The following is a 24,936-nucleotide window of genomic DNA, read 5'->3' on the forward strand; positions in this document are numbered from 1 at the left end:
ATCTTTTTTTAAAAAGCAACGTTCAACAACTGGCCTGTAAGCTGTAGCAGTTGTAACTCGGCCAGTTTTGCATCGTATTTGGCCAAATTTTTATTCGTCTGGGCATTCAATAGGTTAATTTGCGCTTGTCGGAATTCTATAGACGTAATTCTTCCCAATTGAAATTGCTCCCTGGAGCGTTCAAAATTATTCTGATTGGTTAATACATTTTGCTCTTGAATCCTAAAAATGGCCAGGCGATTCTCATATATGGATTGCGCATTGAGAATATCCCGATCTACTTCCATCCCAATCTGTTTTTTTAACATCTCCTGATTTTCATAGGCAATTTTTGCATTTTTTACCCTTACCGAGGTACCCCCACCATCAAACAGATTCCAGGTAAGACTTGCTCCCAGCGAGAAACTCTTAACATTGGAGTTTGTCCCTGGAAAAATGGCTCCTGATAAAAAGGCCGAAGGGGGGTTTTGATTCCGATTCCACCCATAGCTACCTGTTAAGCCAATCGTGGGCAGGTATCCCGATTTATTGACCTTGATATCATAGGCCGTAATGGACAAATTCTTTTCCGTCTGCAATACCGCCACATTGTTTGCTCTGGCATCTCCGGCATATTCCTCTAATTTTAATTTTGGAATAAATTGCACTATGGTGTCTACCTCAAAGGTTTCATTGAGGTTTTGATTTAGGATGACATTCAAATCCCGTTTGGCATTGGTCAATTGCTGTTCGGCATTCAGTAAACTTATACTATCATTGGTAACGTCTACTTGGGCATTTAGAATATTTAATTTTGTATTTTGACCATACTCAAAAGCGTATTCCGCTCGTTTTATCCTGTCCTTGGAAATTTGAAGTGCTTGGGCCAATACATTTCTATTCTCGGTCAACCGTGCAATTTCAAAGTAAACACTGAATAATTGAATCACCGTATTTTCAATAGTTTCTCTCGCTTGGAGTTCACTCAGTTGATATTGTTCTTTTAGGCGCTTATAGTTATAAAACCTCCCTAAGCCGTCAAAAAGTGTATAATTTAGGGCTACCGAAGCATTGTAGCGTTGACTTTCAGCTTTCTCCAAATTAATATCCGGTCTGGGGGTGCCATCGTCCAAAAACTGTCCGGGAAATTCGGTTCTTGTATCATTGTTCGTATAGGTTGCCCCAGCATTACCCGTAACGGACGGTAAGTATCCAGAATTTAGGATGCCTTTGTTATTCTTTGCTATTTCTGTTTGGTTTTTAGCTACTTTAATGCCAAAATTATGGTCCAAAGCCATTTGAACGGCTTCGTTTTTGGACAATAATTTACTTTGCGCATACAGGCCATATGATCCCACCAAAAATAGGATCGCTACCATTATTCTATGTTTCATTTGTCCTCTTCTATTTTTTCAACGATCTCCTCTTGCTGATCAAAAACGGGATAGATGGTTTCTTTATAGTTGGTATTTACCTTATCCATTTCATTGATCATGGAGTGTTTTTCTTCTTTTTGTTCTTTGATGGCTCGTTCTACCTCCTCTTTGGTAATAGCATTTCCGGTGATCAACCATTTTGTGCTTACTTTCATTTTATTGCTAAAAGACAAGAAAATGGGCAATACAATAAGTGTTAATAGCGTGGCAAAACCAATACCGTAGGCGATGGAAATGGCCATAGGGATTAAAAATTGAGCTTGCCTACTGGTTTCCAGCATTAAAGGGGCAAGGCCCGCTATTGTGGTAATAGACGTTAAAAAAATGGCTCTAAAGCGCGAGCGTCCCGCATTGAAAATAGCTTCATCAAAGCTCATTCCCGATTTTAGGTTTCCGTTGAACTTTCCAATGAGCACCAGGCCATCATTGACCATAATCCCGATGAGGGCAATAATGCCCAACATCGATAAAATATTGATTGGAAAATTGTGGATCCAGTGCCCCCAAGCCACCGCAGTTAAACTCAAAGGTACCATGAGCAACAACATTAATGGTTGACTAAAACTACGGAAGGTAAAAGCAATAGTGATATAGATCAATGCAAGTACAGAGAGCCCCACAAAATTCAGGGAGTTCGTTAATTTATTTCGTTCTCTGTTCTGACCTTCGTAGGAGGCCGAGACCGTTGGATATCTGGCCTGAATGGCCGGCATTATTTCGGTTCTTATTTCGGACACAATATCCACGGCACTCGTAGTCTTTTCGTCTTTTAAGTCTGCTGTAATCTGAATTTCCCGTTGCCCTTCTAAGTGATTGATCGCTACATCGCCCCGTTCAATGGTATAATTTGCTATTTCTTTTAAGGGAACCCTGCTCCCATTGGGCACTGCAATTCGCATTTCATCCAAATCCGTGATCGAGGAACGATTTTCCCGATCATAACGCACCCAAACCCGTATTTCATCCTGTCCGCGTTGAAAACGCTGCGCTTGTGTTCCAAAAAAAGCGGCCCTCACCTGATTCATCACAGCCCTAAGATCTAATCCCAGGAGATAGGCACTCTCCTTAAGTTCCAATCTGATTTCTTTAATTCCAGCAGGGTCGTTATCGGCAATATCTTTCAATGCCGGGTTATTTTCCATGGCCGTTTTCAATTCTTTTTTGGCAGCCTTTAGCTCTTCGATATTATATCCCAAAAGGGAAACGGAAACCGGATCGCCTCCAAAATTCCCTCCAGAACCATAAATTAGACTTTCCGCACCAATAACTGGTCCTACCAATTCGCGCAATCTATTGGTCACCACATCAGATCTAATAGCATCTGGGCGTTCTTCTCCCGGGAGCAAGTTAATGGTTAAACGCGCTGAAGAGGAACCTGGGCCAATATTTTTAATGGCATTCTCATACAACGCTTTCCCTGTACCCTGCAAATATTGCGCGGTTAATTCCTGATTGACGATTTCCGCTTTTTCCGCAATCAAACTGATAATGGAATCCGTTACTTTTTCATTGGTGCCATTGGGCATCAACAGCGTTACCTGCACCCGATCACTGGCAATTCGTGGAAAGAAGGCAGTACGAATAATTCCTCCTCGAATAGAACCAAAGGTCAGCAGCAAAGCGACGATAAAGAAGGAGAATGTCAACAACTTATATTGCAAGGCGAATCGCAATACGGGTACATATAGGGTGTCTCGTAACCAAGCCATAATGCGATCTCCCAGTTTATTGACATGTCGCAACTTTCCAAATACCTTTGCCACTCCGGTCTTAGGCACATCATTCTGTGGTTTCAAGGCCTTGGAGTGTGCTAAATGCGCTGGTAATATGATAAGGGCCTCCACCAAAGAAACCACAAGCGTTAGAATCACGATTACCGAAACCTCTCCAAAAAAGTCCCCTATTCTACCATCCAAAAACAAGAAAATGGAAAAGGCCAATAAAGTCGTAATAATTGCCGATATGATTGGAGGAATCACCTCCATGGTCCCATCTATGGCCGCTTGTATGGGCGTCTTCCCCTTTTCGTAATGTTGATAAATGTTTTCGGCAATAACAATTCCGTCATCCACCAGGATCCCAATAACGATGATCATTCCAAACAGGGATAACACATTAATCGTTACATCGAAAAAACCTGCAAAAACAAACATTCCCAAAAAGGCCACGGGGAGTCCAAAAGCTACCCAAAATGCCAAACGCGTATTGAGGAAGAGCGAAAGAAAAATCAATACCAAAATCATCCCCACGATAGCGTTTTCTGTCAATAGGGCTGTCCGCTGTGTTAAGGTTGTAGACTGATCACTGACTACATTGAGCTGTACATTGGTATATTTTTGATTAAACTCTTCGATATACTCCTTTACTTTTTCCGCAGAAGAAATCAGATCCTCTGTATTGGTACTGGTAATACTGGTATTTACAGAAAGGTCTCCATTGAAATAGGAAGCATTGGGCGTTTCGGAGAAGCGGTCCCTAATCTGAGCCACATCCTTTAAACGAATGGTTTGCCCGGAAGCATCTGCTCGAATAATCAAATTGGATAACTCACTCCCGTAATACGATCTATTATTGGCCCGAATTAAGTATTCCTCGGCACTGGTCTTTATATTTCCGCCCGTGACAAGGATATTGGCATTTCCCACCGCTTGGGAAACTTCGGCAAAAGTCAAACCATAGGCCAATAAGTTATTTTCATTGACCGCAATTTCTATTTCTTCTTCAGGGTAGCCCGAGATAGTTATTTGGGAAATTCCTTCAATAGCCCTGATATCGTTCTCTATCTGTCTCCCGATCTGCTTTAAAGTACTTAAAGGGATGTTCTCCCCACTTACTGCAAAACTAATTGTTTGCCGTACGGCTTCCTGTTTTGATACTACCAGAGGCTCCATCCCTGTAGGAAATGAAGGAACCCTGTCCACAGCATTCTTAACTTGCAACAACATGAAGTCAATATCTCTTCCCTTCTCGATTTCCACATTGATCGACCCACTATTTTCCCGGGAAGTGGAGGTGACGCGTTCCACACCTTCCAATCCCTTTAAGTTGTCCTCTATCTTAAGGACAATCCCTTCCTCCACCTCTTGAGGGGAAGCCCCAGGATAGGTAATATTGATGACCACATTTTTAGAATCTGTAAGCGGAAAAAAGGACGATTTCAACGATATTGCCCCGACAACACCAAAAACCAAGAAAGCCAAAATAATAACATTGACCGCTACGTGGTACTTGATAAAATACCCTATAATGCTCCTCATAATTTGGTGGTTTCTTTATTTTTTTCTTCAAAAATATTTACGAGCATTCCTGCATAGGCACCTACTACCGGTTTGGAAATGATCGTAATCTCGTCCGGAACATCCTTCAACACCACGGTCTTGTTCGAAAAATAGACCGGCTTTACATCTATGATATCTAAAATAGAATCCCGCACAACAAAAATCTGATTGTTTTCCAAAAGCAAACTTCTATCGATTTCTATAGCGTCTACCTCCTCTTTGGCATCCAGATTGGCTTCTAGATACATCCCTTCCTTAAGGTCTTTATCTTTCACCTCTATATAGGCCTTAATGGTCTGTGAAGCTTGGTCCACGCTGCCATTGATACGGCTTACCTTTCCCGTATAGGCTTTGGTCTTATCTAAATTTTCCAAGGCAACGGCTTCTCCCACTTTTAACAGATCACTATAGGTTTTTCCAATGGCGACTTCCAGTTCATATACGTCGGTATTGATGAATTCTCCCAATTTCTGCCCCGAACGTATTAAGGTTCCCTCGGTAACCAAAGCTTCTGTCAAGACGCCACTATAGGGTGCCTTAATGCTATACTTAGATAAGCGCTGTTCCAGGTTTTTAACATTGTAATAATTGGTCAGAATTCCTCTCCCTGAAATAAAGAACTTTTCTTTTTCAGAGGCCATAGTTGGCAATTGTGGGGTAGCAGCATTAAGGTCAAAAGCACTTAAATACGCTTGCCATTTTGGGAATATTTCAGGATAATCCAATCGCAGATCGGGCATGATAGAAGTAATTAAATTGTATAAATTACTTTTGGCAGATTGTACACTGGCATAATACTCAGAGGCGTCTACGCGAATAATGGTCTCCCCAGCCCTATAGGTTTCCCCCGGTTTAAAAAGTTTGCTCCCTTTTCTAAAAACGCCCTGAACCTCTGCATAGAGTTCCACTCTGCGTTTAGCAACCAAATTCCCATTGGCGGGAATTCTAATGGAAACTGTGCCGTTCTTTACTTTTTCAGCAAATACAGTTTTGATCACTTTTTCCACTTTGGGTTTTCTTCTTGTTTTGCTATCCGCTATCCAGTTGGAAAGAAAAACAGCCCCTACAATCAGTAGGATGCCCAGAACAGATAAAATTATTTTTCTCATAGTATTGGTATTGCCTATAGTGATGTTGTTTTTGTTTTAAAATTCTGTTGTACTTTTTTCAGCACCTTGATCATCAACCGCCTTTCTTCTTCTGAAATTCCATGTTGCATACAAGAAATGGTGCGATGGATCAATGGACGGGTTTTTGAAAAAACCTTCTTGCCCAAATCCGTTAAAAGGACTTGATTGATGCGTTTATCGCCAGCGCTTTGTTTCCGGGAGATATATGCTTTTTTTTCCATTTTGGAGAGCAAACGAGCCATCGATGACTTATCTCGAAACGTAAGTTCGGCCAGTTCATTTTGGGTTAGTCCATCCTTCTGGTGCAATTTCATTAGAACCACCATTTGCTCCTTACTCACATCAAGTCCTTCTGCACGAAATACTTCATTCAAATGATAGTCTACCATCTTAACCGTTCTTCCCAACCAAGGCCCGATAGAATCGTCAAAGTATCCCTTAAAATCTTCAGATTTCATTTTGCAAAACTAATCATAAGCCATATAGTTGCACATGCAACTAATGTTAAATATTTATTAAAGATTTTGCATAAAAAAAAGGGATACCCTCCGATATCCCCTTACAACCAATCTAATTCAAAAAAAACTATTTATTGTCGTCTTCCACATCTTCAAATTTTGTGTCCGCCATTCTTGTTTTCACTTTATTAAAGTCAACCTTCTTGAAATCTCGTTTTGCCTTGGACTTGTCGTAGTCGAAAACCAAAAATCTTTGGGCATCCATCTTTTCAAGGTTTTTAAAAGAGTTGAAATTATTATTTTGGATCTGAAAAATCTCCAAGCTCGCCAATTGTCCAAATTCGGCGGGTATCTCCCCTCCCAATTGATTGTTGGCCAATACCATCTCCTTTAGTTGCACAAGCTTACCCAATTCGTTGGGTATGGCGCCTTCCAATCTATTTTCAAACAATCCCAAGGATTCCAATTTTGTTAGGTCTCCCATAGTTTTTGGAATTTCTCCTCGAAAAGAATTACTGGACAAATTCAATATTTCCAATTTTTTCATTTTTCCAATAGTCGTAGGAATAGATCCCGATAAAAAATTATTAAAAATCGAAAGTTCCACAAGTTGTTCCAAGTCGCCAATATTTTCTGGGAGCGACCCTTTTAATCTATTCATTTCCAATTTTAATATCTTTAATTTGGTCAGTGCCGCTATTTCTTTTGGTAGTTCTCCAGTAAGTTTGTTGAAAGCAAGGTTCAGTTGTCGTAATTCTTGTAACTTTCCAATGCTCGATGGTAATACTCCCGAAAGATTATTGTGAAAAAGTGTAATGGCAATAATCTTATTGTTTACCACTTTAACACCATGCCAGCGCGATGGCGGTTGCTCGATGTCCCACTTTTTTATCCACTCTGGCCCATTGGTACTATGATATAATTCTAGCAGTACCGCCTTATCTTCTTCAGAAACTTCTGCTTTTACCATAGTGACGCATGCTAACATGCATAGCAGCAATAAAAATAGTTTCTGGGCTTCTCGTATATAATTTGGTGCGTCCATAGTTTTTTTTGATTTATTCTTCAACATCCTCAAACTTGGTATCTGCCATCCTCGTTCTATTAAACTCGAAGGTTTTAAATTGATTTTCCGTGTTATCATAATCAAACAACGCAAGGCCTATCTTTGAAGGCAGCACTCGTCGCAGTTGATACATATCAAATTTGTTTTTCTGAATTTGAAGCACATTCAATTTCTTCATGAGGAACAGGTTTTTCGGCAAGGATCCGGAAAAATTATTTTCCGCCAGTACCAACATATTCAAATTGGACAAATCCCCTATAGCCATCGGGATATTCCCCTCAACGCTATTATTACCCAATTCCAAACGTTCCAGTGCTGCCAATTTTCCCAACTCCTGTGGCAGTGTTCCACTTATGGTATTATCCGATACACATAGTACTTTTAACGCTTTTAAAGTGCCTACACTTTGTGGTAGATCCCCAGAGATATTGTTACTGAACAGATCCAAAACCTGGAGTTTTTCCAACATTCCGATATCTTCAGGTATCGTTCCGCTCAACCTATTCTTACCCAAACGTAGCACCTCTAATTTTTTCAAAGAGGTGATGCTTTCAGGTATACTTCCTTCAATATTATTGAATGCCAGATTCAAATCTCTTAAATGTTTTAATTTCCCCAAAGCAGCAGGAAGTGTCCCAGAAAGATTATTGTTAAAAAGATTGAGTGAGACAATTTTTCCCTTTTCGATACCCACACCGTACCAACTTTTAATAGGTTTGGACAAGTCCCATGTATTGGTCCATCTACTTCCATTCGTATGGTGGTATAGTTCTTCCAGAGCCTTGCGCTGTGTATTTGGGATAGGGGTTGCTAAAATGAGTTGGCAGCTAATAAGCAAGCTAAAACTAAATACTATTCTCTTCAACATATTTATTTATAAGAATTCTCCTACAAATAAAGAAATTTAATGGATTTTATTATAAATTTATCGATGAAGCGCGCCGCACAAGTCCATTTTTGTTGTGAAAGCTGTAAAAGTTGTGGTTAAAAAATTGCTCTGATTCCCGGTTTTTCCCTTTTAGGATTCCAATTCCAGGGTAATCTCTTCCCAACGTTCCATGAGCACTTCTAAATCTTTCTTTTTTTGTTGATATCCATCAAAGAAGTTGGGTTGTGCAATGGTGGCATCATAATTCATGAGTAGATCGTGATCTATGACCGCAATTTCTTTCTCCAAATCGGCAATCTTACGCTCCACGGAACTAAGCTTGTTTTTTAAGGATTTCAGTCGTTTCTGATCTTTATAGCTATTCTCCTTGGGGGCTTCTTTAATTTTTGTCGCAGCTGCCTCTTGTTGCTTTTTCTCAATGGCCCTAAAATCTTGTACCTTGCGCTGTTCCAGATAGAAATCGATATCCCCTAAATACTCTTTTATTTTTCGATCTTTAAACTCGTATACTTTGTTGGTAAGTCCTTGCAAGAAGTCACGATCGTGCGAGACCAAAATCAATGTCCCTTCAAAATTCTGCAACGCTTGTTTTAATACATTTTTGGATTTAATGTCCAAATGGTTGGTAGGTTCATCCATGACCAATACATTGAAGGGTTGCAGCAACATTTTTGCCAGGGCCAATCGGTTTCGCTCTCCTCCAGAAAGCACACGTACATATTTTTCCACCTCATCTCCCCTGAAGAGGAAGGAACCCAAAATGTCTCTCACCTTGCTTCTGTTCTTCTCGTTGGCCGCATCGATCATCGTATCCAATACGGTCTTAGTACCATCGAGATATTCGGCCTGATTTTGAGCGAAATAACCAATCTGTACATTATGTCCCAATTTCAAATACCCTTCGCATCCCAACTCCCCTACAATAATCTTCGCCAAGGTTGATTTCCCTTGTCCATTTTGCCCCACAAACGCCGTTTTACTATCCCGTTCTATAAGAAGATCAATATGGTTCAATACATTGTGATTTCCATAACTTTTGGACAAACCCTCCATTTCCGTAACTACCTTCCCAGGAGTGATGGAAACGGGAAAGCGCAGGTTCATGACACTATTGTCATCCTCATCCACTTCTATCCGTTCCATTTTATCTAACTTCTTAATCAGGGATTGGGCCATGGAGGCTTTGGTTGATTTTGCCCGGAATTTCTCAATGAGTCGTTCTGCCTGCTGTATCTGTTTTTCCTGATTCTTTTGGGCATTCAACTGCTGTTCCTTCATCTCTGCCCTTAATTTCAGATATTGGGTATAGGGCTTATTGTAATCGTATATTCTTCCAAGGGAAATTTCAATGGTCCTATTGGTTACATTATCCAAGAACATTTTATCGTGGGATACGATGACCACTGCCCCTGCATAATTCCTTAAAAATTGTTCTAGCCAAATGATCGATTCTATGTCCAAATGGTTCGTAGGCTCATCCAGCAACAATACATCATTGCTTTGCAATAGTAGTTTGGCCAATTCTATACGCATTCGCCATCCTCCGGAAAAGGTATCTGTTTTTTTATCAAAATCCGTTCGGGAAAATCCCAATCCTTGAAGAATTTTCTCGGTTTCCCCTTGATAATTATATCCTCCTAAAATCTCATAATGGGCCGTGACATCATTTAAATCTACGATCAATTGGTTGTAAGCTTCGCTTTCGTAATCGGTTCTTTCCGCCAGTTGGTGATTAATGGCATCCAATTGTAGTTCCAGGTCTTTGATCTCTTTAAACGCCTGATAGGATTCTTCGAGCACTGTTCTTCCCTGTACGAAGTCAATATCTTGTTTTAGAAATCCAATTTTCACATCTTTATCCGAAGCAATGGTTCCACTGTCCAAGGGCATTTCTTTAGATAACAATTTCAATAAGGTGGATTTTCCCGCTCCATTTTTTCCGATAAGACCTACCCTATCACCAGAATTCAAACGAAAGGATATTTCCTCGAACAAATACTCTCCGCCAAAAGCTACAGAAAGGTTATGGATATTCAGCATAATTTGTGACCTATGTTACATTAGAAAATTGGACAAAACCGTACTTTTGTACAAATACGCTGCAAATGTTAAAAAAAGGAAACAAACTCTACAGTATTTTAACAGGAAGTTGTCCAAAATGTCATCAAGAAAGCATGTATGAGGACAAAAATCCGTATCACTTGAGCAATCTCTTTAAGATGAAAGAGCGTTGTTCCAACTGTGGTATAAAATACAAAATGGAGCCTTCTTTTTTCTACGGAGCCATGTATGTAAGTTATCCCGTAGGTATTGCCTTTGCTGTTGCAGCTTTTGTGATTTCCTTTTTACTGTTGCATGCAAGTTTGATCACTACTTTTATTGTCATTGTCCTTACCATGATTATCTTTTTGCCCGTAATCATTCGTTTATCCCGTAATATCTGGATTAATTTTTTCTTTAAATACGATTCGGACGCTGTAGAAAGTTAGGGGTTGACCTATAGGTGGTAGTACTTTTTTGTACAACGTGCAATGTCCATTTCAGCATCTAAATCTGTACCATGCTCTATATGATGATACAATTGTCGGGAGGCATAAGGCGCAATTATAACCCCTCTGGATCCCAAACCGTTGAGTATATATAAGGCCTTATGTTCTGGATGTTGCCCAACCAGAGGTCTTCTATCGGCTGTAGTTGGACGTATGCCGGCCACATGATCGATCACTTCATATTCACAGTTTAGGAAACTTTCCAATTTTTGTAGTAATTCGGTTCGAGATTCCTTCGTTGGCGTATTGGTTTTGTCTTTCCATTTATAGGTGGCACCTACCCGATATAGATCATTGCCCAAAGGAATTAGGAATACGGAGGATTTAATGATACGGTCTTCTTGTAGTTTTGGCGCTTTTATGGTCAGTAGCTCTCCTTTGGTGCCATTCAAAGGAAGGTAATTGAAATATGGATTTTTCTTTAGCCCATAGCCTGTTGCAAATACAATTTTGCCTGCCGATATGCCTTGATAGCTAATATGATTTTCTTTGAATTGCAATGCCTCAAAATTGAAGGAGGCCTTACGTAAAACATTTCTTTCCTGAAGGTGTTCCTTATACTTCCTTAGCAGGATTTTGGTATCAATCCTACCTGTGAACCGCACTTCTCCATAGTCATGATCTGCGGCAATAGCGGTATTTGCATTGGGTACTAGTTTAGGCGATAAGAAATAATCCAACTGGGGCTTATCCGTGGCCTCATACCAGAGGTTTTGTTCTTCTACCGATACCAATCGGCGCAGTACTTGGATTTTATAATCCAATGGCAGTTGTAACTTTTGTTCAAGAGCGGAATAAAAAGGCATGGCCAAATCTAATTGTTCTTTGGCATTCCAAGCTAGGGTAAACCTTTTTAAAATGACGGGATTATACATTCCTCCGGCCACTTCCGATGCTTTTTGGGAATCATCATCAATGACCATAAAGCTTTTCCCATGCTTCTCCAATACCTCACAAAAAGAAAGCCCGGCAAGACCTAGACCCACAACAATATAATCTACCATAGCTGCAAAGTTAGGCATTTCTGTTCTCCGAGAGGCGGCAAATAAAAAGCGCTACATCAAAGATGCAGCGCTTTTTTATGTCATAGAATTGGAATTTCTACATTTGCTATTTTATTAATAGGCCCACATATCTTGCTCCCTATCCCGTATCACTTCTTTGATACGCTGTGCTTCCAACAATTGGAACAATGCATTATCGGCAACATAATCTTTGACCTTACGATCTCCGTGAACGTTGTCTTCTTTATAAATGGTCGCATTAAACCTTCTTGCATTTAGCAGCATATCAAATGATATGGGCTGGGCAGAGTTACGCTGATTGAACACTTTTGCTTCATGGAGTACCTCTCTAGCACTTGGATACCATACCCAAAACAAGGGTACCTTATTCGATTCAATATCTACAGATTCATCATCGATAAAGTTGACATCCGGAGCTACTGGGGCAATCCCCAATAAGCGGTATTTTAATTCTCCTTGTCGCTTGTCAAAGTACCATATGCCTTTGATCAAGTATTCTTCCAAATCTGCAGCTGAAAGCTCTCGCTCCACAACGTATTCTGGAGAAAGCTCCTCTCCTGCATTGATTTGTTCGTAACCGTATTCCAACGTATCGGTCTTCTTTAAGGTAGCTTTTAAATCATCGAAGTTTCTTTTCTCCGTGAAATAAGAGTCTACATAGATCTCATCCAATTTCCCATTTTTAATGTTTTTGATCAAAACATCGTAAAGGGAACGACGGTCAGGACCTATATCGATCGTATCCGTTGGATAGTATAATGGAAAATTAACACGCTCATCCAAGTCAACAACCTCCCATACTGTTTTAGACCAAAGGATATCCCTATCGTCTACATAACCGTATTTTAAAGGAGCGTCATTATCCTTTTCCTTCTGAGCTTCTGTTCGCACTCCAACTTCCTGCGGTTTTTTCGCATTCAGGATATTGGCTTGGGCCATTATCGATACAGGCAACAGCGTTAAAGCTCCAATTAATAAAACATTCTTCCAATTCATAATATAAAAAATCTATTTAACTCTACTATTAGTTTGTAAGCTCAACAACTACAGGAGATACTTTTTTCAACTTGTAACTCTTATTATTTGCTATTCTAGCTTGAATATCAAATATCTGTACTGCATCACCACGTTTCGCTCTCTTTAAGGCAGATTTAGCTTTACCGTTCATTCTACTTCCACTAACCACAACAGTTGGCTGTCCAGGAACTTTTAGTTTAAATCCAGTCACTGCAAGATTCAAATCAAAATCAAAGTCTTCCAATACCGCAGAAATAGTTCCAATTTCCAAGTTTTTCCTTGGTAATTTTACACTTCCAGTCTGCTTACTTATGGCACCAGATGGTCTTGGAATATCCTTGATTCGGAATTCAGATCTAGAACTTACTACTTGTCCATCAGGCAAAGTACCTGAAGCTTGAATCGTAACTGTTCTTCCTTTTCCAGGATTCATTACATACTTGCTTCCACCACGTGGTGTTAAACCAGGAGCACTAGCTTTTACTTTGTTGTCTGCAATGCCAGGAATAGAGATAGACATTGGGTTAGAAACACCACGATACACTACGTTCATCTTATCTGCAGCGATCAAAGCAGCATTTGGCTTATTGATGGTCGCAAAAGAATTGTTTACATCTACAGGGATTTCTTCTCCATCCTGCTTAAAGAACAACTGTCCTTTAATCTCATGATCTCCTGCACTTCCTGCAGATACCAACATCTTAACGCCTCCAGCTTCAATTTCATAATCTTTACCTTCGGTCAGTTTTCTACCATCAAGAGTCAACTCAGCTCTAACTGGTGTAGAAGAGTTGTCGGTTTTACTAATGATGATCTTTCCGTTGTAACGATCTCCGCTATAGAAAGCAGATTTTTCAGCTTTTAAGGATGTTGCAAATGTTTTCAAAGAAATCTGACTGCTCAACTCTCCTTCCAACATGGATTTTAAAGCATCTTGTTCTGTTGCTCTAATATCTGCTTGCATTTGGGTAATCTTCGTAACAGAAGCGATCAACGGAACTCTTTCAAAGTTGTAATTCAACCAGTTTTCCTTGATTCCATCTCTGTTCTTCACTTTATTATCCTCATCTCCGGTTTCAAAACGCGTGGCAACAGCTGACTTTACTTCAGACATATTTTCTGGTAAAATAGCCGATACTTGCGTACGGTAATTGATAATTCTATTCAAGAAGTCTTGTCCTTCTTTCTTCATTCCGTTACCTCCAAAGAACTTCTGATCTAAGAAATCACTTTTGTCCATGGTGGTATAATCCGTCTTGTCGGAAACATCCTTTTGCATGTCTACTTTAAGTTGTTCCAAATATTGGTAAAACTCATCGGACATTGTTTTAATCTGGGTCGCTTTGTCATAAAGCTTTCCATACTTTGCTGGGTTTTCTTCCTTTTTGGTTTCTAACCCATTAAAAGCCAATTGGTTGTTTTCTACAATCTTTGCATTAGACTGTTCTAGTTTGCTGTTCATAGATCCGAACGCCGCTAGAACCTCTTTTCCTATATTTAAGGCCAGCATCGCAATGAAAACCAGGTACATTAGGTTTACCATTTTCTGCCGTGGTGATAAATTTCCTCCTGCCATGTTATTTAATTAGATATTAATAATTTGATTTGGGTTTGTTGCACTAATTAAATTAGCTTTTATTCATAGCAGAAAGCATACCTCCATAAACTCCATTCAAAGAAGAAAGGTTAGTAGCCAAAGATTCCATCTGCTCTTTCAATGCACTTGCATTTTGTACAACTTCTTCGTTTACAGTAGCCTGCTTGCTTGCACTTTCCAATTGTACTTTATACAAACTGTTTAAAGATTCCATTTGAGCAGCTGCCTGAACCATTTCTTCAGAGTACTTACGTGTAGAGTCCATAGCATCTACTGTAGGAGCGATACCTTTAGCAGCACCTTCAAAGTTTCTGATACTATCTCCTAAACTTTCCATAAGTCCAGCATCGATATTAGCTTCTTTCAATAAATCGTCCAATTTTCTAGACAATAATCCTTCAGCTTCAGCAGCTTCAGCTACTTCATTCTTTCTTCCTGAAGATTCAGCTCCTGCCAATTCTGGATATACCAAAGACCAATCGTATTCGTCTTCTACGGGTTCAAATGCACTAATAGCAAATATTAAGGCTTCTGTAATAAGACCAAAGGCCAAAAGAACTCCTCCGTTAAGCGGTCCAAATTCCCAGTGCAAAATTTTGAAAAGTGCACCGATAATTACCACCGAAGCTCCCAGCCCGTAGGCCATGTTAAATAATTTTTTTGTTGTTTTAGACTGTGCCATAATTAAGATAATTTAAGTTTAAAATTAATAAATAAGTATTTGGTTAAAGTTTATTCTTGTTTAAAAAGGATTTCTTATTGTGTAGAATCTTCTTCACCTAAGTAATCCTGTACTGTTCTAAAGCCAATATAACTACGGGCCGAATCCCTATATTCATAATCTCTTGTGCTCACTTGTAAGAAATACGCAACGTCTTTCCATGATCCTCCGCGAATCACTTTTCTGGCGTTGTTGGCGTCACCGCCATTAGGATTCATGGTAGAAACATATTCGTAAGAATTGGGATCGTAACTAGAGTCTGTCCACTCTGAGACATTCCCCGCCATATTATATAAGTTGTAGTCGTTAGGCTCATAGGACTTCGCCTCTACGGTATACAAGGCCGCATCTGCTGCATAATCCCCACGTTGTGGTTTAAAGTTTGCCATAAAGCATCCTGTATCGCTAATGACGTAAGGACCACCCCATGGATACGTTCCTCCTTCAATACCTCCTCTGGCCGCATATTCCCATTCTGCCTCCGTAGGCAATCTAAATCTGTTTACGGGTTGTCTGCCTCTATCTCTTTGATCATCGTTCTTTAACTTGGTTCTCCAATTACAGAAGGCCTTAGCTTGCTGCCAAGAAATACCTACTACAGGATAATCACTATAGGCATCGTGCCAGAAGTAATCATTGTGCATGGGTTCGTTATAGGAATATTCAAAATCTTTGATCCATACCGTAGTATCTGGGTAGATTTCCAATTCTTCCTTACGGATAAAATCTTTTCTTCTTCCTGTTTTGGATCTGGCAGCGGCCTCGATATCCATCCAATTGTACTTGTATTTCAACTTGGTAACATCAATAGATCGCTGACCGTTGTAGGATTCTTCTTCAGGAATGTAAAGCGAGTCCATAATTTCGGCATAGTATTCGTCTGGATAATCCGAAGTATCCCAAATTAAATCTATATCCGTATTCAAAGCTCTACCTTCATTTGGATTATCTCCAAGCCCGGCATAGTTCTCCAATCTGTATTTTTCGTAGACCGACATATTTGTGGTGTCGTTATCTTTGAACGCATATTCTCCGATACCTCCGTCTTCCTCGGTCAAACCAAGTTGATCGGCAAGATCGGCCAGTTTCGTTCTAGCAATGGAATCTTTGACCCATTCCACAAACTGACGATACTCACTATTGGTGATTTCCGTATCATCCATGTAAAAAGAACGCACGGTTACTGTTTTCGTTGGAGCATTTAAAACCTGGGCCTGATCCTCTTCACTCTTACCCATAATGAAAGCCCCACGCGGAATAAGTTCCATTCCGTAGGGTTTTTCCGGGTACCATTTTTTTCCTCGGGCGCCGACTAGTTCTCCCTTTGTTTTGGACCCACAACTTGTGAGCAAAAAAACAAATGCTAAAGATGATAACAATAGCTTCTTCATACTTTGGTTAAATTTCGATTAAGATTATAAACAGTAAACATTATTACTACTCTCTAAAACTATATTTTGGATAGATTATTGTACAAAACCCATCCTTTTACTAATAATTTAAATCATACAAAGCCTTTCTTGTAGGCCTTGAACCACCTTTCAGGAATATTTTCGTTACATGCATCCAAATAATCCTTTTCCGTGCATGGTAATAACGCTGGTGATTTTGATTTATTATGTGAAGTTAAAATTGATGGCACTTCTATCCACCACCTTTCTGTAGTATTACTTTTATGAAAAACCAATTCTTCCATTTCCATAGGAACGATAAACTTGGTGAAATCATCCGTATTGGCGTAGGGAAACTCTGGTATCCTATAATTATACCCCTCTATAAAATACCAAATCATTTGGGCCACAAGCTGAAAAGATTGAACGGTATTTTCAATTTCGTAGATGCCAAAAACGGAAACACGATCACTTAAACCAGTATAGCGGGCGATGGCACATATTTCCCTTCCGTCGAATCCGTTGGGCGAAAATGAATTGGGCATCCCCATCTCACTCGCCTTTATGGCTCGGGCATCTATGCTCACTAGATGGGCATTGCGCAATACAGGTTCTACCAAAGTAATATCTGAGGCAATTTCTCCAAGCCGATACGCATCAAAAAAAAGACGTTCCATCAAATCTATTTCTTCCTGGGCGTTGAAATAGCTCTGGTAGCCAATATTTGAAAAATTAAACAGGTTGTTGGGCTTATCCGTTATGATCTTGCTCATATATGAATTGGAAGAAATAAGCTCCTCGGCATCCCCGAAATCGAACTTACTATCCACCACCACCATATTGATCATGTTCTTTATTCCATCAAAAGCCCTATAAGTAGGGTAGGTAATATCCTGGGTGGCTCCTATAATAATAGGAGTAACATTTTTTTGAACCAAGGCCGTTATGATCTCTTTGACCACAAAGTAGGTATCAAAAACGGTATTCCCCTCTTCAATATCGCCCAAATCGACCATGGAGACATCCCAATTGCCCAACATTAACTTATACAGTTCCAAGCGAATCCGGGAAGTGTCTAAAGGAGTGATCTTTTTTTCAAAGGCATTCCGGGATTCCTTTACTCCAATGATTGCCACAGCAGCATTGGAATAGGCGGGCAAACCTTGCTTTTGACTGTGCTTTGCTATGTTTTTTCCAAGTGTATGGGGCGATAGCAATTCACAATGTGCCAATACCTTATCTTCTACAGGTATTAAAAAATCAAATGCCATAATTATTTTTTAGCCTTTGTTTTCGCTTTTGCTTTGGTTTTTTTCTTTGGCGTTTTCTTTTCAATATGTTCTTGGGCTTGTTTTAGGGTAATCTTCTTAGGATCGATATCCTTGGAAAGTTCTACTTTGATTTTTCCCTTAATAATATTGTGCCTTCCCCATCTTGCCTTCTCAATACGAATGCCTTCTTCGGGCCATTCCTGTATTAGTTTTTCAATTTCCTTTTGTTTTTTGGCCTCTATCAATTCTTCGATATCGGCTTGGGAAAGGTTGTCAAAATCATATTTTTTATTGACATTGATAAACATTCCGTCCCATTTGATAAAGGGTCCAAAACGACCTGTGCCCTTTGTCACATCCTTGTTTTCATAGGTAGTGATAGGGGCATCTGCTTTTTGCTTTTCCTTGATGAGTTCTATGGCCCGTTCCAAGCTAATGTCCATGGCATTTTCATCTTTCCCCATGGAAACAAATTTCTTTCCAAATTTTACATAAGGTCCAAACCTTCCCACATTAGCCTCAATTTCTTCCCCTTCGAACATCCCTAACTTTCTAGGAAGTTTAAAGAGGTCCATAGCTTCTTCAAAGGTGATGGTATTTAGGGATTGGTCCGGTAATAAACTGGCAAACAACGGCTTTTCTTCTTCCTCCACGGTTCCTATTTGTACCATAGGCCCAAATCTTCCCAAACGCACAGAAAGCTGTCTTCCCGATTTTGGATCCACGCCTAAAACCCGCTCTCCACTGGCCCGATCGGCATTTTCCTCTACATCGAGTACGGTAGGATGGAAATCCTTATAAAAGGTTTTCATTACTTTTTTCCAATCCTCGTCTCCTGTAGCAATTTCATCAAAATCTTCCTCTACCTTGGCGGTAAAGTTATAATCTAAAATGGTGCTGAAATGATTCACTAAAAAGTCGTTTACAATCATTCCTATATCTGTGGGAACCAATTTCCCTTTGTCCGAACCTACCATTTCCGAGAGCTTCTTCTCGGTAACCGTATTGGCTTCCAATACCAATTGCACATAGTTTCGTTCGGTTCCTTCAACGGTACCTTTTTCTACATATCCCCTATTCTGAATAGTAGATATGGTAGGGGCATAGGTAGACGGTCTACCAATACCCAACTCTTCCAATTTCTTTACCAAGGAAGCTTCGGTAAATCTATAAGGGGCTCTGGAGAAGCGTTCCGTAGCGGTAATATATATATTCTGTAATGGATCGTTGACCTGCATGGCAGGAAGCATCCCCTCTTGTTCTTCCACAAGGTCTTCATCGTCCATTCCTTCCAAATACACCTTTAGGAAACCGTCAAATTTTATAACCTCCCCATTGGCCGTAAATTCTTCCCCATGGGAACTGGCTTTTATTTTTACATTCGTACGTTCCAATTGCGCATCGCTCATTTGAGAGGCAATGGTTCGTTTCCAAATAAGCTCGTACAATTTAGACTGATCTCGTTCCAGGGCTACGGATTGTCTTCCCAGATCCGTAGGACGTATGGCTTCGTGGGCTTCCTGCGCGCCTTTGGATTTCCCAGTAAAATTTCGAACTGTGCTATAGGATTCCCCATAATTATCGGTAATCACATTCTTTGCAGCATTAAGGGCTTCATTGGAAAGATTTACGCTATCTGTTCTCATATAGGTAATAAGTCCCGCTTCATATAGTCGCTGTGCTACTTGCATGGTTCGTCCTACTGAAAAATATAATTTTCTAGACGCTTCCTGTTGTAAGGTCGAAGTTGTAAACGGTGCAGAAGGGGATTTTTTTGCAGGCTTTTTATCTAGACTGGCCACTGAAAAATCTGCCCCCAAATTCTTTTGTAAGAAGGCTTCAGCCTCTTTTTTTGTACTAAATGTCTTATTCAGTTTGGCTTTAAAAGCGCTTCCATTTTGAGTTTTGAATTCTGCAGCGACCCTATAAGATGCCACTGGAGTAAAACCTTCTATACTGCGTTCCCGCTCCACAATTAAGCGAACGGCCACGGATTGCACCCTACCTGCGGAAAGTCCCGGTTTTATTTTTTTCCATAATACTGGGGATAACTGATACCCTACCAACCGGTCCAATACCCTTCTCGCTTGTTGGGCGTTGACCAAATTATAGTTGATTTCCCTTGGATTCTCAATGGCTTTTTGAATGGCCGATTTTGTAATGGAGTTAAAAACAATGCGTCTGGTTTTATTCTTGTCCAGTCCCAATTCTTCCGCTAAGTGCCAAGAAATAGCCTCTCCCTCCCGGTCCTCATCACTCGCGAGCCAGATCATTTCCGCTTTTTTGGATAAGTCTTTCAATTTCTTTACCAAGGCGGCCTTATCCTTATCAACGATATATTTAGGCTGAAAATCATTATCCACATCTACACCCAATTCTTTCGACGGTAAATCGGCAATATGCCCAAAACTGGACTCCACTTTAAAATCTTTTCCTAAAAACTTTTCGATTGTTTTTGCCTTTGCAGGTGACTCTACAATTACTAAATTTTTTGCCATTCATGAGTTATTTGGTGGTACAAAAGTATATGAATTTTTTTATTTAAATTGATAATCCGTCCCAGAATAGCTAGAAAAGAATGGGAGTCGCTCTACAAAAAGCAACTGTTGAAGCATACTTTACCCATTTTAAAATATGTGACAAACAACAGCTGAAAACACAAGTTCTCAGGACAAAAACATTAAAAGTTTTGATATAAGGTGGTTACAATTTCCCCTTGATTTTTGAGATAAGGTACCGTCAATATTTTTTGGGTATTTTTTGCCCCTAAATGAAAAGGAGCTTGCATTAGATCTACGCCGCTCTTCTTTTTCAACCGGATACCCTGCCCCGTAATCAGATCTTTATTAGGCACAAACGAGCCAATAGGCAAATGTTCCGTTACTACTATAAAAGGAATATGTTTTAATTTCCCTACCAAAGCTAGTATTTCTACATTGCTTAGATGCTGCATTACCTGACGTATCATTACCAAATCTGTTTTTGGCCATTCGTCCTTCACAATGTCCAGGCAATGAAATTCCAGATTTGGTTTTTGAAATAGGGCTCTATTTCGATCAATAAGATCGGGAACAATATCTATTCCTATATAGGTAGCAGCATAGGGCACTAAGGCACGGCCAACATTAAAATCGCCACAGCCCAGGTCACAGACCGAAAGTTTTTGGGGGAAACTTTGAAGGATTTTCTTAAGGGCATCAATGTAGGGCTCCGTAATCTGGGGATCATGGGAGCCTATTCCCGAATAAAAATCAAAGTTGGCCCCTCCCCAGAATTTTTTTTCATAGATCTGGGACATGACCTTTTTTGTGGGCCATCTTTTCTTTTTATGATTTTGGGACATACAAGGCTTGCTGTTTTTGTTCACATAAAAATCCATAATTAGGGAGCGAAAACAAAATAAGGGCCATCCTTTTACTTCTATGCAATACTTCTTTTCTACTGAAGAGGCAACTCACTAATCAATTCAATGGTATTCTCCAGATAACGGTATTGATATAAAATTCCAGCACCTATCATCAACAAAGATTCGCTTCTAGGAATAACATCAAAGGTGTCAATGTTTTCAAAATGATCTAAGAGCAATAGGTTTTCAACGTCGGTTTTATCATAGACTTTAAGGCCCGATGCACCATCGCAAACAAATACCTTTTCATCGCGTATCCCCAAACCATAGGGACTATCCATGGGGTACGAGGTTTTTAAGGTAGGTTGTGTGATATCCGAAATGTCTACAATAAATAATCCGCTTTCCGTAGCGCCACAATTGTTTCCTCCTCTGAGGGTAACATAAGCGTAGTCTCCATCGACCACCACGGGATCGCAAGCCGTACCATGTTGAAATTCCGACACAAAGGTCGGAGTTGCCGGAGAAGAAATATCATAAATATACATTCCTCTTTGACTCCCTAAAAAGAGGTGTTCCCCACGATTGAAAATCGTCTCTATATCAAAACCTGCGTACACTTGCTCTTTGGCTTGGGGCGCTTCCAAATTTTCAATATCAAAAGTACTGATCGTATGGCTTCCTACCGCATAGAGATGATTTTTGGCAATAACGAAACGGGCCAGCGAGCCTCCTTGTCCCACGGTTGAAGGATTATCTGCAATGGCGGGAGCTGCGATATCACCCTCGGCATTATCGAAAAAGGCATTGACTTCTTCAACAGGTCTGCGTTCCACTCGGGTTTCCCAACCTATGATGACATCATTTTCAAAATCTACTCCTGAATAATCGAAGAAATCTGCCTGTACGGGAGTTTGAAAATTCACTTCGGGCAAAGCCCAAAAATTTCCTTCCAAGACATTTTCCAAACGGTTCACCGTCTGAATATTTTGAATATCCGAAATATCCAAAACAATCAGATCGGTTAGATTATCTGCATATAAAAAATCATCTTTAATAGAGATATCTACATTTCCTGCTATTTCAATAAAGGCAATTTTTTGAGGAGCGGCGGGGATGGTATTGTCAATAACATGAATACCCTCAAACAAATCATTGACAAAGACATAGTTCTTGTAGGCATATATTTTCCCCGAAGTCTTAATTTCGGTGGGAGCAATCACAGTCACTTCTCCTTTCAGTGTCGATTTTTTAATTGTCAATGGTTTTGCAACGATAACATCTCTAAAGGCTTCATTATCGGTACAGGAAAATGTCATCAAGGCGATGACCATCATCAATAGTATAGGTTTTGTCTTCATAACAGTTTGTTTGTGTGGTATTTTACTATTAGATATCCACAAACACAATCCGTTGCGTTAAAAGTTGTATTATTTCACCAAGTAGGTATCCTCCGTATTGTTGGAAGTAGGAAAACCAACACCATCTTTATACATATAGTATATAGGTACTTTGGCCAGCATTGCTGTGAACAACACTCCAATACCGCATAATAGTATCCCTAATTGGGCCAAAAAACCCATGACGATCAACATGCCAAAAATTACACCCCAATTTTTATTTCCCAAAACAAAACTTGCTTTCACCATTTCAATAGGCGTCAAATCTTCATTAAAAGTAAAGAATGCAGGTATCAATGCTATAGGGACCATTACATAGAATGCCCCAATGAAACAAAGCAGCATCCCCAAAATGGAGATTCCGATAATCACAAGGGACAGCACAAGGGCTTTTCCAAAATAACGCCGTTTGAAATAATAAAAGTAATCATCGCTGCCTTCAAGGTTTTTGTCCACACGGGCACATATTCTGAGAAACCCGGCATTTAGCAACAATATAATGGCAGAAAACAGCACCATTATAATCGGAAACATGGTAAATGTAGAAATCAACACTATGAGGTTGGGCTCTTCATGACGCAACATTTCCGGATCTACAATAATCCCGGTCAATACGGGGGAATAAAACAACAGATAGCAAGGGAGTATACATATAAAGGTAAGAAGGAGCACAATAAATCCTTGTACCCAAACCTTTTTGAATAATTCAATAGAGTTGTTAAAAATGGCTCCAAAATCCAGAGAAGCCTTTGTGTTAATCTGTTCTTCTAAAGTAGTCAACTTCATTTTAATGTTGGTTATTCAAGGTAGTACCGAAACGGCGGCAACGCTAAAATAGTATTAAAATAAACTGTCATATTGTCACAGTTTTAAGGTTTCGTACTATCTTTGTAGTTCGTCAGTACCAAATATACATTGAATATTCAAGCCAATGGAAAAAACCATAGATGAAGCTGTACAGGGCAGTTCCCTTTCAATCCGTGAAAATAAAAACAACGATAGAAAACTTTATATAGAGAGTTATGGTTGTGCCATGAATTTTTCGGACAGTGAAATCGTGGCTTCTATTTTATCGGAGCAAGGTTTTAATACTACACAAAAATTGGAAGAAGCAGATTTGGTCCTGGTCAATACTTGTTCCATTAGAGAAAAGGCAGAGTTAACTGTTAGAAAGCGCCTGGAGAAATTCAATGCGGTAAAAAGAAATCGGCCCCATCTCAAAGTAGGCGTTTTGGGATGTATGGCAGAGCGCCTAAAAACTCAGCTTTTAGAGGAAGAAAAGATAGTGGACATGGTAGTTGGCCCTGATGCATATAAAGATCTTCCGAATCTCATCAAGGAAGTGGATGAAGGAAGAAACGCGGTCAATGTCATTTTATCCAAAGAGGAAACCTATGGCGATATTGCACCTGTACGCTTGAACAGTAATGGCATCAGTGCTTTTGTCTCTATTACCCGAGGGTGCGACAATATGTGCACCTTTTGCGTAGTTCCCTTTACGCGAGGCCGTGAACGAAGCAGAGATCCTCAATCCATTATAGAAGAAGTCAATGAACTTTGGAACAAAGGCTATAAAGAAATTACACTGTTAGGGCAAAATGTGGATAGTTATCTATGGTATGGCGGAGGGTTGAAAAAGGATTTCGACAAAGCCTCGGCCATACAAAAGGCAACGGCAACAAATTTTTCAAAATTATTGGAAATGACTGCTCTGGCACAACCTAAAATGCGCATTCGTTTTTCGACCTCCAATCCTCAAGACATGACCATGGATGTTATCCATACCATGGCGAAATACGACAACATTTGCAAGTCTATACATTTGCCTGTGCAGAGTGGTAGTGATCGTATTTTAAAAGAAATGAATCGCCTCCACACTCGAGAGGAATATTTTAAACTTATTGACCATATCCGTGAGATTATCCCGGATTGTGCCATTTCACATGACATGATTTCCGGTTTCCCCACAGAAACCGAAGAAGACCATCAAGACACTTTATCGCTCATGGAATACGTAAAATATGATTTTGGTTATATGTATGCCTATTCCGAAAGGCCCGGCACCATGGCTGCGAGAAAATTAAAAGATGATGTTCCAGAGGTAGTAAAATCCAGACGTCTAAAAGAAGTCATTGCGCTGCAACGTGAACATGGCCTTTATAGAATTCAACAATTTGTTGGAAAAACACAAGAAGTTCTCATTGACGGGACTTCCAAAAAGTCGGACAAACATTGGAAAGGAAGAAATTCCCAAAATACGGTTGTTGTGTTTCCCAAGGAACAGTACCAACTTGGAGAGTTTGTCATGGTAGAAATTACAGACTGTACTTCGGGTACCTTGATCGGTGAAGCCCGGGGATATGCTAATATTAACACCTTATAA

Annotated in this window: 19 protein-coding genes; 2 read left to right on the forward strand and 17 right to left on the reverse strand. The window is 39.9% G+C overall.

The genetic code is table 11. The features are described from left to right. Positions 1–8: 8 nt before the first annotated feature. The 7 genes from ACEXOE_RS18010 to ACEXOE_RS18040 form a co-directional block, all read right to left on the reverse strand. Positions 9–1,373, reverse strand: coding sequence for a TolC family protein (locus tag ACEXOE_RS18010; RefSeq protein WP_394750240.1), 1,365 nt, complete (start codon positions 1,371–1,373; stop codon positions 9–11). Then, positions 1,370–4,672, reverse strand: a complete 3,303-nt coding sequence (locus ACEXOE_RS18015) for an efflux RND transporter permease subunit (RefSeq protein WP_394750241.1) — start codon at positions 4,670–4,672, stop codon at positions 1,370–1,372. The genes ACEXOE_RS18010 and ACEXOE_RS18015 overlap by 4 nt, the downstream gene beginning before the upstream one ends. Next, positions 4,669–5,802 (reverse strand): efflux RND transporter periplasmic adaptor subunit, encoded by a 1,134-nt coding sequence (locus tag ACEXOE_RS18020; RefSeq protein ID WP_394750242.1) that lies wholly within the window; start codon positions 5,800–5,802, stop codon positions 4,669–4,671. Before ACEXOE_RS18020 ends, ACEXOE_RS18015 begins: the two co-directional genes overlap by 4 nt. 14 nt (positions 5,803–5,816) lie before the next feature. Then, positions 5,817–6,281 (reverse strand): MarR family winged helix-turn-helix transcriptional regulator, encoded by a 465-nt coding sequence (locus ACEXOE_RS18025; protein WP_394750243.1) that lies wholly within the window; start codon positions 6,279–6,281, stop codon positions 5,817–5,819. Between the two features lie 127 nt (positions 6,282–6,408). Continuing rightward, entirely contained in the window at positions 6,409–7,326 is a 918-nt protein-coding gene (locus ACEXOE_RS18030; RefSeq protein WP_394750244.1) for a leucine-rich repeat domain-containing protein, read from the reverse strand. A gap of 13 nt (positions 7,327–7,339) precedes the next feature. Beyond that, entirely contained in the window at positions 7,340–8,215 is an 876-nt protein-coding gene (locus ACEXOE_RS18035; protein ID WP_394750245.1) for a leucine-rich repeat domain-containing protein, read from the reverse strand. Positions 8,216–8,365: 150 nt separating this feature from the next. Next, positions 8,366–10,276, reverse strand: a complete 1,911-nt coding sequence (locus ACEXOE_RS18040) for an ABC-F family ATP-binding cassette domain-containing protein (protein WP_394750246.1) — start codon at positions 10,274–10,276, stop codon at positions 8,366–8,368. A gap of 65 nt (positions 10,277–10,341) precedes the next feature. Here ACEXOE_RS18040 and ACEXOE_RS18045 point away from each other — a divergent pair, with 65 nt between their 5' ends. Continuing rightward, positions 10,342–10,725, forward strand: coding sequence for a DUF983 domain-containing protein (locus ACEXOE_RS18045; protein ID WP_394750247.1), 384 nt, complete (start codon positions 10,342–10,344; stop codon positions 10,723–10,725). 8 nt (positions 10,726–10,733) lie between these two features. Here ACEXOE_RS18045 and ACEXOE_RS18050 read toward each other — a convergent pair whose 3' ends face one another. From ACEXOE_RS18050 to ACEXOE_RS18095, 10 genes are all read right to left on the reverse strand, one after another. Beyond that, complete coding sequence (locus ACEXOE_RS18050) at positions 10,734–11,789, reverse strand: NAD(P)/FAD-dependent oxidoreductase (RefSeq protein ID WP_394750248.1); 1,056 nt, start codon at positions 11,787–11,789, stop codon at positions 10,734–10,736. A gap of 114 nt (positions 11,790–11,903) precedes the next feature. Next, the gene (gene porN / locus ACEXOE_RS18055) at positions 11,904–12,806 is read right to left on the reverse strand and encodes a type IX secretion system ring subunit PorN/GldN (protein WP_394750249.1); all 903 of its coding nucleotides are present in this window, start codon (positions 12,804–12,806) and stop codon (positions 11,904–11,906) included. Between the two features lie 28 nt (positions 12,807–12,834). After that, positions 12,835–14,403, reverse strand: coding sequence for a type IX secretion system motor protein PorM/GldM (gene porM / locus ACEXOE_RS18060; RefSeq protein ID WP_394750250.1), 1,569 nt, complete (start codon positions 14,401–14,403; stop codon positions 12,835–12,837). 52 nt (positions 14,404–14,455) lie between these two features. Next, the gene (porL, locus tag ACEXOE_RS18065) at positions 14,456–15,106 is read right to left on the reverse strand and encodes a type IX secretion system motor protein PorL/GldL (RefSeq protein WP_394750251.1); all 651 of its coding nucleotides are present in this window, start codon (positions 15,104–15,106) and stop codon (positions 14,456–14,458) included. 74 nt (positions 15,107–15,180) lie between these two features. Then, the gene (porK, locus tag ACEXOE_RS18070) at positions 15,181–16,536 is read right to left on the reverse strand and encodes a T9SS ring complex lipoprotein PorK/GldK (protein ID WP_394750252.1); all 1,356 of its coding nucleotides are present in this window, start codon (positions 16,534–16,536) and stop codon (positions 15,181–15,183) included. Between the two features lie 113 nt (positions 16,537–16,649). Then, positions 16,650–17,807: a formimidoylglutamase gene (locus tag ACEXOE_RS18075; RefSeq protein ID WP_394750253.1), complete on the reverse strand. Its 1,158-nt coding sequence runs from the start codon at positions 17,805–17,807 to the stop codon at positions 16,650–16,652. Positions 17,808–17,809: 2 nt separating this feature from the next. After that, the gene (gene topA / locus ACEXOE_RS18080; RefSeq protein ID WP_394750254.1) at positions 17,810–20,305 is read right to left on the reverse strand and encodes a type I DNA topoisomerase; all 2,496 of its coding nucleotides are present in this window, start codon (positions 20,303–20,305) and stop codon (positions 17,810–17,812) included. Between the two features lie 182 nt (positions 20,306–20,487). Next, positions 20,488–21,150, reverse strand: a complete 663-nt coding sequence (locus tag ACEXOE_RS18085) for a class I SAM-dependent methyltransferase (RefSeq protein ID WP_394750255.1) — start codon at positions 21,148–21,150, stop codon at positions 20,488–20,490. Between the two features lie 95 nt (positions 21,151–21,245). Beyond that, entirely contained in the window at positions 21,246–22,514 is a 1,269-nt protein-coding gene (locus tag ACEXOE_RS18090) for an LVIVD repeat-containing protein (protein ID WP_394750256.1), read from the reverse strand. Between the two features lie 69 nt (positions 22,515–22,583). Beyond that, the gene (locus tag ACEXOE_RS18095) at positions 22,584–23,339 is read right to left on the reverse strand and encodes a hypothetical protein (RefSeq protein WP_394750257.1); all 756 of its coding nucleotides are present in this window, start codon (positions 23,337–23,339) and stop codon (positions 22,584–22,586) included. A gap of 145 nt (positions 23,340–23,484) precedes the next feature. Between ACEXOE_RS18095 and miaB the strand changes: the two genes are divergently transcribed. Beyond that, complete coding sequence (gene miaB / locus ACEXOE_RS18100; RefSeq protein ID WP_394750258.1) at positions 23,485–24,936, forward strand: tRNA (N6-isopentenyl adenosine(37)-C2)-methylthiotransferase MiaB; 1,452 nt, start codon at positions 23,485–23,487, stop codon at positions 24,934–24,936.

It is taken from the genome of Spongiimicrobium salis (assembly GCF_043678055.1).
Classification (GTDB): Bacteria; Bacteroidota; Bacteroidia; order Flavobacteriales; family Flavobacteriaceae; genus Spongiimicrobium; species Spongiimicrobium salis.